Annotated in this window: 1 protein-coding gene (only partly in view); it reads right to left on the bottom strand. The window is 71.1% G+C overall.

All coding sequences use genetic code 11. The features are described from left to right. Window positions 1-13,156: the 5' end (the start) of a type I polyketide synthase gene (locus ACFXB5_RS12710; protein ID WP_385206141.1), read on the bottom strand. It extends 24,503 nt beyond the left edge of the window; the window shows 13,156 of its 37,659 coding nt (coding positions 1-13,156); the start codon lies at window positions 13,154-13,156; its stop codon lies off the left edge, out of view.

Genomic DNA, 13,156 nt, shown 5'->3' with positions numbered 1-13,156 from the left:
CATGGTCCCGGGCCGTCGCCACCCCCCGTACCACACCAGGCGACACATTCCCCTCGGCCAACGTGCCCAGGCCGTCGACGAGACCATCCCCGTCGCCCGCCAGCACCACCGCGCGGTGTTCGAACACACTGCGCGTGGTCGCCAACGACAGCCCGACATCGGCGGGCGAAACCTCTCCGTGCTCGCGCACATGCGCCAGCAGCCGCTCCGCCTGCGCCTCCACCGCGGTTTCCGACCGTCCGGAGATCACCCAGGGCGTGATCTCCGGCAGTTCCTCGGCCGGGGTGTCGTCATCGACACCATGGCCGGGGAGCTCGTCGAGCGGGGCCGCTTCCAGCACGGCGTGGGCGTTGGTTCCGCTCATCCCGAAGGAGGAGACCGCGGCGCGGCGTGGCCGTCCCGTCTCCGGCCAGGGCATCTCGTCCGTCAGCAGGCGCAACCCGCCCTCGGACCAGTCCACATGCGGCGATGTCTCATCCACGTGCAGGGTGCGCGGCAGCACGCCGTGCCGCATGCCGAGCACCATCTTGATCACACCGGCCACACCCGCCGTCGCCTGCGTATGCCCGATGTTCGACTTCACCGAGCCCAGCAGTAGCGGCCGTTCTTCGGGGCGGCCCCTGCCGTACGTGGCGAGCAGGGCCTGTGCCTCGATGGGGTCGCCCAGCGGGGTGCCGGTGCCATGTGCCTCGACCGCGTCCACCTCGGCCGCCGACAGCCCGGCGTTCTTCAACGCCGCGCGGATCACCCGCTGTTGCGAGGGGCCGTTGGGTGCGGTGAGGCCGTTGCTCGCACCGTCCTGGTTGATGGCGGTGCCCCGCACGAGGGCAAGCACACGGTGTCCGTTCCGGCGGGCGTCCGACAGGCGCTCCAGCAGCAGCACACCGACGCCCTCCGCCGGGCCGAAGCCATCGGCGGCGGCGGAGAAGGGCTTGCAGCGCCCGTCCGGGGCCAGCCCCCGCTGGCGGCTGAAGCCGACGAACGTCCAGGGGGTGGACATGATGGCGGTGCCACCGGCCAGGGCCAGGGAGCACTCGCCCTGCCGCAGCGACTGCGCGGCCAGGTGCAGCGCCACCAGCGACGACGAGCACGCCGTGTCGACAGCGACGGCCGGCCCTTCGAAGCCGAACGCATAGGCGAGCCGCCCGGAGGTGACGCTGAGGGCGTTGCCGGTGAGCAGATAGCCCTCGACACCGCTCGACGGCCGGATCGGACCCGCGCCGTATCCATGTGATCCGGCGCCCACGAACACACCGGTCTGGCTGCCGCGCAGGGAGGCCGGGTCGATGCCCGCGCGCTCGAAGGTCTCCCAAGATGTCTCCAGCAGCAGTCGGTGCTGCGGGTCCATCGCCACCGCCTCACGCGGCGAGATGCCGAAGAACGCCGCGTCGAATTCACCCGCGCCGTCGACGAAGCCACCGTGGCGCGTGTAGGTCTTCCCGGGGACGTCGGGGTCGGCGTCGTAGAGCCCGTCGAGCTCCCAGCCACGGTCTTCGGGGAAGCCGGATATCGCGTCACGGCCCTCGGCCAGCAGGTCCCACAGCTCCTCCGGGGACCGGACACCGCCGGGCAGACGGCACCCCATGGAGACGATGGCGATCGGATCGTCGTCCGGCTCGGCCCGGGTGGCGGGCGCGGGTGCCGAGAGAGCATCGCCCTCCCGGAGGCCGAGCAGTTCCGCGCGGAGGTATTCCGCGAGCGTGGCGGGGGTCGGGTAGTCGAAGACGACCGTGGCGGGCAGCCGCTCGCCGGTGGCCGCGTTCAGCCGGTTCCGCAGCTCCACCGCAGTGAGGGAGTCGAAACCGTGCTCCTTGAAGGAGATCTCCGGTTCGACCGCGTCCGGTGTGCTGTGGCCGAGGACGGTGGCGGCCTGGTCCTGGACCATGCGCAGCAGCATCCGCTCCCGCTCCGTGTCGCCCACCCGGCGCAGGCGCTGCCGTAGCGACGCCTCCTCCGCTGTGGGCACCGTCTGGGCCAGTGCGCGGCGGGCCATGGTGGCCCGTTCCGGTCGGCCGCCGCCGGGCTCCGCTGTCGCGGCCGCGAACTGCTCCTCCGTCACCGGCCGCGCCACCAGCGCGTCCACCGTGGCCACGGGTGTTCCGGCCGGGTCAGCGACCAGCGCGGACAGGGTGTCGGTGCCCTTGCGGGTCAGCCGTACGCGGAGCATCGACGCTCCGGTCGCGTGCAATGACACACCGCTCCAGAGGAACGGCAGGCGGATGCCGTCCACATTGCCCGAGAGGGGCGCCAGGCCCGTCTGCAAGGCGGTGTCCAGCAGGGCCGGGTGAATGCCGAACCGGGGCACCTCACCACGGGCTTCCTCCGGCAGCACCACTTCGGCGAAGAGCTCGTCACCGCGGCGCCATACCGCGCGAACGCCGCGGAAGACGGGACCGTACGCCACGCCCGCGTCGGCCAACCGCTCGTAGAAGCCGGTCATATCGACGGCCGACGCGCCGGTCGGCGGCCATATGCTGAGGTCAGCGACCGGATTCGGGTCGGTGGCGTGGCTGTGGGCTTCGCTGTGGACCTCACCGTGGGCCTCGCTGAGGACCAGCGTTCCCGAGGCATACCGGGTCCACGGCCGTTCCGCGGTGTCCTCCGGCCGTGCGTACACCCGTACGGGACGTCCGCCGTCCTCCTCGGGCCCGCCGACGGTCAACTGGATCTGCACGGCGCCCTGTTCGGGAAGCACCAGAGGCGCCTCCAGCGTCAGCTCCTCCACGCGATCGCATCCGGCCGCGTCACCAGCTCGCAGCGCCAACTCGACGAACGCGGACGCGGGCAACAGGGCCCGGCCGAGCACGGTGTGTTCGGCGAGCCAGGGATGCGTACGGAGCGAGAGGCGCCCCGTCAGCAACCACCCGTCCGAGTCGGGCAGCGTGGTCGCCGCGCCGAGGAGGGGGTGGTCGGCGGAGGTCAGTCCGGCAGAGGACACATCGCCCGCCACGGCCGAGGGCTCGACCCAGTAGCGCTGGTGCTGGAAGGCGTACGTCGGCAGATCGACCCGCCGCGCGCCCGTGCCCGCGAACATCCCCGCCCAGTCGACGGCCGCGCCGCCCACGTAGGCCTCGGCCAGGGAGGTGACGAATCGGTCGAGACCGCCTTCGTCACGGCGCAGGGATCCAACGGCGGTGATATGTGTGCCGTGGTCCTGGGCCGTCTGCTCCACGCCCATCGTCAGGACGGGGTGGGCGCTGGCCTCAATGAACGTATCGAAGCCGTCGGCGAGCAGGGCGCGGACGGTCTCGTCGAAGCGCACCGTCTGACGCAGATTGCGGTACCAGTACCCGGCGTCCAGTTCCTGGGTGTCCAGCACACCTGCCGTGACCGTGGAGTAGAACGGCACCGACGACGGGCGTGGAGCGATCCCCGCGAGGGCCTGACGAAGCTCGTCCTCGATGGCCTCGACATGAGCGCAGTGCGAGGCGTAGTCCACGGGAATGCGACGCGCCCGGATATCATCCGCCTCGCACGCCGCCAGCAGCTCGTCCAGCGCGTCCGCGTCCCCGGAGACCACGACCGCCGAGGGCCCGTTCACCGCCGCCACCGACAACCGCTCACCCCACCGGCCCAGCCGCTCCCGCACGGCCTCCACAGGCAGCGACACCGACACCATCCCACCGAGCCCCGACAACGCCCGCAGCGCCTTGCTCCGCAACGCCACCACCCGCGCCGCATCCTCCAACGACAACGCACCCGCCACACACGCCGCCGCGATCTCACCCTGCGAATGACCAACGACCGCCGCAGGCTCGACACCATACGAACGCCACAACTCAGCCAACGACACCATCACCGCCCACAACACCGGCTGCACCACATCAACCCGCCCCAACGCCACCTCATCACCCAGCACATCACCCAGCGACCACTCCACGAACGGCGCCAACGCCGCCGCACACTCACCCAACCGCTCCGCAAACACCGGAGACGACTCCAACAACCCCGCCGCCATCCCCACCCACTGCGACCCCTGACCAGGGAAGACAAGGGCGACGCGGTCCGAGGAGCCGGTAGCCGCCCCGCGCACCACACCCGTGGCCTCGCGCCCCTCGGCCAGCGCGGTCAAGCCGCTGACGAGCGCGGTACGGTCACCGCCCAGCACCACCGCCCGCCGCTCGAACACCGCACGTGTGGTGACCAGCGACAGCCCGATATCCACGGACGCCGGACCGGCCCCCTCACCCACCCTCGGCAGCAAGCGCGCGGCCTGATCCTGGAGTCCCGCCCCGGACCGCGCCGATACCACCCACGGCACCACACTGCTCGGTTCAGAGGTGGCGTCCGTGGCGGCGCCGGACTCCACCGGCCCCTGCTCCAGGATCACATGGGCGTTGGTGCCGCTCACGCCGAAGGAAGAGATGCCCGCCCGACGGGGCCGACCGGTCTCGGGCCATGCCATCGGGGCGGTCAGAAGCTCCACCGCGCCCGCGGACCAGTCCACGTGCGGTGATGGCTCATCGATGTGCAGGGTCTGCGGAAGCAGGCCGTGGCGCATGGCCAGCACCGACTTGATGACCCCGGCCACACCGGCCGCGGCCTGGGTGTGGCCGATGTTGGACTTGATCGAGCCGAGCCACAGCGGCCGCTCGTCGGGCCGCTCCTGTCCGTACGTGGCCAGCAGCGCCTGTGCCTCGATCGGGTCGCCCAGCGTCGTACCCGTGCCGTGCGCCTCGACGGTATCGACGTCGGCGGCCGACAGCCGGGCGTTCGCCAGGGCGGCGCGGATCACCCGCTGCTGCGACGGGCCGCTCGGCGCGGTGAGGCCGTTGCTCGCGCCGTCCTGGTTGACGGCGGAACCGCGTACCACCGCCAGCACCTGATGGCCGTTGCGCCGCGCGTCCGACAGCCGCTCCAACAGCAGCAAGCCCACACCCTCGCCCCAGCCCGTGCCGTCCGCGGCCGCCGCGAACGCCTTGCACCGACCGTCGGCCGCCAGACCGCGCTGTCGGCTGAACTCCACGAAGAGCTCGGGGGTGGACATGATGGTGACACCGCCGGCGAGGGCGAGCGAGCATTCGCCCTGGCGCAGGGACTGCGCCGCCAGATGCAGGGCGACCAGCGACGACGAACAGGCCGTGTCCACCGTGACCGCCGGGCCCTCGAAGCCGAAGGTGTAGGAGATACGGCCGGAGACGACGCTGGCGGCACTGCTGGTGACCAAGTGGCCCTCGACATGCTCCGCTGCCGCCTGGCGCAGGCTGGTTGCGTAGTCCTGGCCGTTGCTGCCCACGAAGACCCCGGTCTGGCTGCCCCGGAGCAGCGTGGGATCGATCCCCGCCCGCTCGAACGCCTCCCACGACGTCTCCAGCAGCAGCCGCTGCTGCGGGTCCATCGCCACCGCCTCACGCGGCGAGATGCCGAAGAACTTCGGGTCGAAGTCGCCTGCTCCCCTGAGGAATCCGCCCTCGTGGACATAGCTCTTGCCGTGCTCGTCCGGGTCCGGCCCGTAGAGCGTGTCCAGGTCCCATCCGCGGTCGGCGGGGAACTCGGTCAGCACCTCGCGCCCGGCGATCAGCAGCTGCCAGAGGTCTTCCGGTGTCCGCACCTCGCCGGGGAAGCGGCAGCTCATGGCCACAATGGCGATGGGCTCGTCGTCGGTGGCCACGGCGACGGGCAACGCGGCGTCCGCGCCGTTCCGCAGCCCCAGCACCTCGGTACGCACCAGTTTGACCAGCGCCGTCACGGTGGGGTGGTCGAAGAGCAGGGTGCTCGGCAGGCTGAGCCCGGTGGCCGTGTTCAGCCGGTTGCGCAGGGTCACCGCCGCGAGGGAGTCGAAACCCAGTTCCTTGAAGGCCCGGTCGGCGTCGATGGCCTCGGGGCGGCGGTGTCCCAGGACGGCTGCCACATGGGACCGCACGAACTCCAGGAGGACACGGTCTTGTTCCGCCGTCCCCAGCCCGGCGAGTCGGCGCCGAAGCGACTCATCAGTGGTCGTGGCCTCGTTGGCGGTGTCGGGTGAGCCGTGGGCCATGAGGTCGTGCAGAAGGCGGCGCGAACGGGTGTCCGCCATCGTCCCGGCCAGGGTGTCCCACTCAACGTCGGCGACGATCAGAGCCGCTGCCGCCGGATGGTTGACGCTCTGCTCCAGGGCGGCGACGGTCGACTCGGGGTCCATCGCGGGGAGGCCGTGGCGCCGCCACCGGTCGGCGACGGCCTCTGCCATGCCATGGGCGGCCCAGGGGCCCCAGGCCACCGAGGTGGCCGCGAGCCCCGCACCGCGCCGCCACTCCGCCAACGCGTCCAAAATCGCGTTCGCCGCCGCGTAGTTCGCCTGCCCAGCCGCACCCACCGTCCCCGAGAACGAGGAGAACAGCACAAACGCCGAAAGCTCCAGCTCGCGTGTCAGCTCGTGCAGATGCCACGCCGCCTCGGACTTCGCCCGCAACACACCCTCGAACCGCTCCACCGACAGCCCGTCCAGCACACCGTCATCCAGCACACCCGCCGCATGCACCACAGCCGTCAGCGGGAACTCCTCCGGCACCCGGGCCAACACCCCGGCCAGCGCACCCCGGTCACCCACATCACACGCCGCAACCGTCACCCGAGTACCGATCTCCCTGAGCTCGGCGCAGAGCTCATCCGCACCCTCAGCCCCAGGACCACGACGCGACACCAACAGCAGATGCTCCGCACCCGAACGCGCCAGCCACCGCGCCACATGAGCACCCAACGCACCCGTACCACCGGTCACCAGCACAGTGCCCGACGGCTCCCAGCCCTCCACACCATGTGCACCCTCGACCGCACGCGCCACACGGCGGCCGAACACACCCGAGGCCCGCACCGCCGCCTCGGTCTCGCCCGCGCGACCGCTCACCACGCCCACCAGCCGGTCCGCCACCCGCGCATCCCCTACCTCGGGCAGGTCGACCAGGCCGCCCCAGCGCTCCGGCGCCTCCAGCCCGGCGACCCGGCCCAGCCCCCACACCGCCGCCTGCTCCACACTCAACGGACTCTCCGAACCGCCCACCGCCACCGCACCCCGCGTCACACACCACACACGGCCACCCACACCCGCATCCCCGACCCCCTGGAGCAGGGACAACGTCAGCACCAGGCCCAACGGCACCGACCCGTACTCACCGTGCCGCCCCTCTGCCAGCGCCAGCAGCGACACCACGCCCGCGGCGTCAGAGACTTCGGCCTCCTCCAGGGCCCGGCGCAGCCGGTCCGCCATCACCGCGCGGTCGGCGTCGTCCTGCCCCAGTTCGACCACGACAGGCAGGGCACCACGCCCAGCCAACGCCGCCACACAGTCCGCGACCCACTCGTCCCCGGCCAGCCCCGCCGGGACCGCCACCAGCCACGTGCCCGTCAGCGCAGCGCCCACCACGTCCGAAACGGGCGACCACGACACCCGATAGCGCCGGCGATCGGCCACCTGCGTCAGCGCCGGGGCCGTGCCAGTACGGACCGGCTCCAGCCAGAAGCGCTCCCGCTGGAACGCATACGTCGGCAACTCGACGCGGCGGGGGCGGGCCGGTGCCAACAGGGCTGACCAGTCGACCTGCCGCCCCCGTACATAGATCTCGGCGAGCGCCTCCTGCAGCGAAGGGATCTCGGCCCGGCCATCGCGCAGCACCGACGCGAAGACCGCGTCGGAGACGCACTCCTGCCCCATCCCGGACAGCACCCCGTCCGGACCCAGCTCCAGGAAGGTGGTGACCCCCGCATCCGCCAGACTCCGCACCCCGTCCGCGAACCGCACGGCCTCACGGACGTGCCGCACCCAGTACTCGGTGGAGCACAGCGCCTCGGCATCCGCCACCAGACCCGTCACGTTCGACACGACGGGGATACGCGGAGGCGCGTACGACAGCCCCTCGGCCACCTGCCGGAACTCCGCCAGCATCGGCTCCATCAACGGCGAATGGAACGCATGCGAAACCCGCAGCCGCTTCGTCTTGACGCCCTCAGCCTCCAGCAGCCCGACGACCTCCGCAAGCGCCGCCTCAGCACCGGAAATCACGGTCGAACGCGGCCCATTGACCGCCGCCACACTCACCCCAGCCTCACGACCGACCAGCAACCGAAGCACATCCGCCTCAGCCGCCCGCACCGACACCATCACCCCACCCGAGGGCAACCCCTGCATCAACCGCCCACGAGCCGCCACCAACACACACGCATCCGCAAGCGACAACACCCCCGCCACATGCGCCGCCACCAGCTCACCAATCGAATGCCCTGCTACGAAGTCGGGTCGCACACCCCACGACTCCACCAACCGGAACAGACCCACCTCCACCGCAAACAACCCACACTGAGCAAACCCGGTCTCATCCAGCCCCGGCACATCCCCGAACACCACATCCCGCAGCGAACACTCCAACACCCCATCGAACAGCGCACACACCTGATCAAACGCGTCCGCGAAGACCGGGAACACCTCATACAACTCCCGACCCATCCCGACCCGCTGACTCCCCTGCCCCGAGAACAACACCGCCAGCTTCCCCGGCACCACCGAACCCCGCACCACACCAGCCGTCGGCACACCATCCACCAGCGCCCGCAGCCCGGCCGCAAACCCCTCACGGTCACCGGCGAGCACCACCGCCCGATGCTCGAACACCGAGCGCGTGGTCACCAGCGACGAGGCCACATCCACGGCCGACGCCTCAGCGTCCAGCTCCCCACGCACCGCCGACAGCAATCGCTCCGCCTGCGCCCGCAGCGCACCCTCGGACTTCGCCGACACCACCCACGGCACCGATGTCGGGGCCTCCCGCCCCTCGTCCACCGGCTCGGCAACACTCACCTCTGCGGGAGCCTGCTCCACGATGACATGGGCGTTTGTTCCGCTGATGCCGAACGACGACACACCCGCACGCCACGACCGGCCCATCTCCGGCCACACCACCGCATCCGTCAGCAGCTGCACCGCGCCCGCCGACCAATCCACATGCGGCGACGGCTCATCGACGTGCAGCGACTTGGGGAGCACCCCGTGCCGCATCGCCAGCACCATCTTCATCACGCCCGCGACACCCGCCGCCGCCTGCGTATGACCGATGTTCGACTTCACCGATCCCAGCCACAGCGGCCGGTCCTCGGCGCTCCGTTCCCGCCCGTAGGTCGCGAGCAGCGCCTCGGCCTCGATCGGGTCGCCCAGGGCCGTGCCCGTGCCGTGCGCTTCGACCGCGTCCACGTCGGCGGGCGAAAGTCCGGCGTTCGCCAACGCCGCCCGGATAACGCGCTGTTGGGAGGGTCCGTTCGGCGCGGTCAGGCCGTTTGACGCACCGTCCTGGTTGACCGCGCTGCCCCGAACCACCGCGAGCACCTGGTGGCCGTTCCGCCGTGCGTCCGACAGCCGCTCCAGCAGCAGCATCCCGGCGCCCTCGGCCCAGCCCGTGCCGTCCGCCGCCGACGCGAACGGCTTGCACCGACCGTCCGGAGCCAGTCCCTGCTGCCTGCTGAACTCCACGAACAGCCCCGGCGTAGGCATCACCGTCACACCACCGGCGAGGGCGAGCGCGCACTCGCCCTGGCGCAGCGACTGGACCGCCAGATGCAGTGCTACCAAGGAGGACGAGCAGGCGGTGTCCACCGTCATCGCCGGGCCCTCGAAGCCCATGGCGTAGGAGATACGGCCGGAAGCGGCACTGACGGTGTTGCCGGTCAGCAGGTATCCCTGCAACTCGTCCGAGGCGTCGTGCATCCGCGGGCCGTAATCCTGGGACATCGCGCCCACGAAGACACCGGTCCGGCTCTTCTCCCGCCCGGCCGGGTCGATGCCCGCGCGTTCGAAGACCTCCCAGGAGGTCTCCAGCAAGAGCCGCTGCTGCGGGTCCATCGCCAGCGCCTCGCGCGGCGAGATCCCGAAGAAGGAGGCATCGAAGTCCCCGGCGTCGTAGAGGAATCCGCCTTCACGGGTGTACGTCGTCCCGGCTCGTCCGGGGTCGGCGTCATACAGCCCGGACAGATCCCAGCCCCGGTCCGCCGGGAAGGCCCCGATGGCGTCGCCACCGGAGGCGATCAGCTGCCACAGCTCCTCGGGCGACCGCACACCACCGGGGTAGCGGCAGCTCATGGCCACGATCGCGATGGGCTCGTCCGAAGCCATGCCGACCGGCACCGACGCGATGTCCTCGCGCCCGTCGTCACCCAGAAGCCTGTCCCGCAGATGGCGTACGAGGGCGCGGGGTGTGGGGTGGTCGAACAGCAGCGTGGTCGACAGTCGCAGTCCGGTGGTGGTGTTCAGACGGTTGCGGAAGTCGACGGCGCCGAGCGAATCGAAGCCCAGTTCCTTGAAGGTCCGGCCGAGATCGACGGCTTCCCGTCCTTCGTACCCCAGCGCGGTGGCGACCTGGTCGCGTACCAGGTCCGCCAGCATCTCCCCTCGCTGGACGTCGTCCAGCGGAGCGAGACGCGCGCGCAGGAGCGACGCCGCATCGGTCGCCGATGTGTGGTCCGCGCTGTCATCGGGGCCGGTCGCATCGGCCTCGGTGAGCGGGCTCGGCTGCGGCAGGGCCTGTACGTCCAGCCAGTACCGCTTGCGCTGGAAGGCATACGTGGGCAGCTCGACCCGGCGCGCACCGGTCCCCGCGAACACCCCCGCCCAGTCGACAGATGCCCCGCCCACATACGCCTCGGCCACGGAGGCCAGGAAGCGCTCCAGGCCACCCTCGTCCCGGCGCAGCGACCCGACGGCCGCCACGTCGGAGCCATGCTGCTCGGCGGTCTGCTCCACTCCCACCGTGAGTACGGGATGGGCGCTGGCCTCGATGAACACCTGGAGGCCATCCGACAGCAGGGCGCGTACGGTCTCCTCGAAACGCACGGTCTGCCGCAGATTCCGATACCAGTACCCGGCATCCAGATCGATCGTATCGAGCACTCCGCCGGTCACCGTCGAATAGAACGGCACCGACGACGACCGAGGAGCGATTTCCGCGAGCTCCCGCAGCAACTCGCCCTCGATTTCCTCCACATGGGCGCAGTGCGAGGCGTAGTCGACGGGGATGCGGCGCGCCCGGATCTCGTCCGCCTCACACGCCGCCAGCAGCTCGTCCAACGCGTCCGCGTCACCGGAGACCACGACCGCCGAGGGCCCGTTCACCGCCGCCACCGACAACCGCTCACCCCACCGACCCAGCCGCTCCCGCACCGAGTCCACGGGCAGCGACACCGACACCATCCCACCGAGCCCCGACAACGCCCGCAGCGCCTTGCTCCGCAACGCCACCACCCGCGCCGCATCCTCCAACGACAACGCACCCACCACACACGCCGCCGCGATCTCACCCTGCGAATGACCAACGACCGCCGCGGGCTCCACCCCATACGAACGCCACAACTCAGCCAACGACACCATCACCGCCCACAACACCGGCTGCACCACATCAACCCGCCCCAACGCCACCTCATCGCTGAGCACATCCACCAACGACCACTCCACGAACGGCCCCAACGCCGCCGCACACTCACCCAACCGCTCCGCGAACACCGGAGACAACTCCAACAACCCCACCGCCATCCCCACCCACTGCGACCCCTGACCAGGGAAGACAAGCACCGCACGACCATCGCCACCCGCAACCACACCCCGCACCAACCCCGGAGCGCCGCCACCCTCAGCCGCCGCGCTCAAGCCCTCGGTCAGAGCCGCACGGTCGGACCCCAACACCACCGCACGATGCTCAAACGCACTACGCGTCGACGCCAGAGAGAACCCAACATCTCCGGCCGACAGCTCCGCCCGTTCCGCCACGTACGACGCCAGCCGACCGGCCTGCGCCCGCAACGCCGCCTCGGAGCGCCCCGACACCACCCATGGGATTCGGCCCGGAGTACCGGTCCCCTCAGCTCCCGCCACGTCCCTAGCCACCGCAAGCTCCGGGGCCCCGGAGAGCACCACATGGCAGTTCGTCCCGCCCACTCCGAACGAGCTCACCCCGGCGATCAACGCCTCCCGCGTCCCCGCCGCATCCGCGGTCCACGGCTCGGATGCCGTCTGCACCCGCAGCCTCAGCCGATCCAGCGGAATATCCGGGTTGGGCGTCCGGAAGTTGAGGCTGGGGAAGAGCTCACCGTGTTTGAGCCCCAGAGCCGTCTTGATGAAGCCGACGACACCGGCCGCGCCCTCCAGATGGCCCACATTGGTCTTGGCCGACCCCACCAGCAGGGGGGCGTCGGCGGGCCGCCGTGCCGTGCCCAGGACCGCGCCCAGCGCCACCGCCTCGATCGGGTCGCCGACCCTCGTGCCGGTGCCGTGGAGTTCCACGTACTGGACACGGGCCGGGTCGACTCCGGCCTGCCGGTAGGCACGGCGCAGGAGGTCCTCCTGGGCCACCTGGTGGGGGGTGGTGAGGTGGTCCCCGCCGCCGTCGTTGTTGAGTGCGCTGCCCCGGATGACGCAGTACACGGGGTCCCCGTCGGCGAGGGCGTCCGCGAGAGGTTTGAGAACGACGGCGCCGCCGCCCTCGCCGCGTACGAAACCGTTGGCGCGGGCGTCGAAGGTGTAGGTGACGCCGTCCGGTGACAGCCCGCCGAACCGGGCGGCGCTGACGCCGCTTTCGGGGGCGAGGTTGAGGTGGACGCCGCCGGCGATGGCGATGGATGTCTCGCCGCGGCGGATGCTTTCGCAGGCCAGGTGGATGGCCGCCAGCGAGGACGCCTGTCCGGCGTCGAGGGTGAGGCTGGGGCCGCGCAGGCCGAGGTGGTAGGAGACGCGGTTGGCGATGATGCCGCGGTGGAGTCCGGTGAAACTGTGCCGGTCGATGGCCTCCGGGCCGCCCCGCCGGACCAGGGTGGCGTAGTCGTCGGCGATCACACCGATGTACACGCCGGTGCGGCTGTCGCGGAGCCGGTCCGGAACGATTCCGGCGTCTTCGAGGGCCTCCCACGTCAGTTCCATGGTCAGTCGCTGCTGGGGGTCCATGGCCGCGGCCTCGCGTGGCGAGATGCCGAAGAAGGCGGCGTCGAAGTGGTCGATCCGGTCCCGGTCCAGGAATCCGCCCCTCCGGGGGGCACCAGTGTCCCCGTCCCACCGTCCCTCCGGGGCCTCCGTGATGGCGTCGGCGCCGTCGCGGAGCAGTTGCCGGAAGGTGGCGGGGTCGGGTGCTCCGGGGAGGCGGCAGGACAGTCCGACGACCGCGATCGGCGCGTCCGTCGTGGTCGGCGAGGTGCCGTCGGAACCCTTCAT

Origin of the sequence: Streptomyces sp. NPDC059455, from assembly GCF_042750115.1 — a bacterium.
Lineage (GTDB): Bacteria > Actinomycetota > Actinomycetes > Streptomycetales > Streptomycetaceae > Streptomyces > Streptomyces endocoffeicus.
The sequence above is the reverse complement of the archived record's forward strand: the minus strand, read 5'-3'. Positions and strand labels throughout refer to the sequence as shown.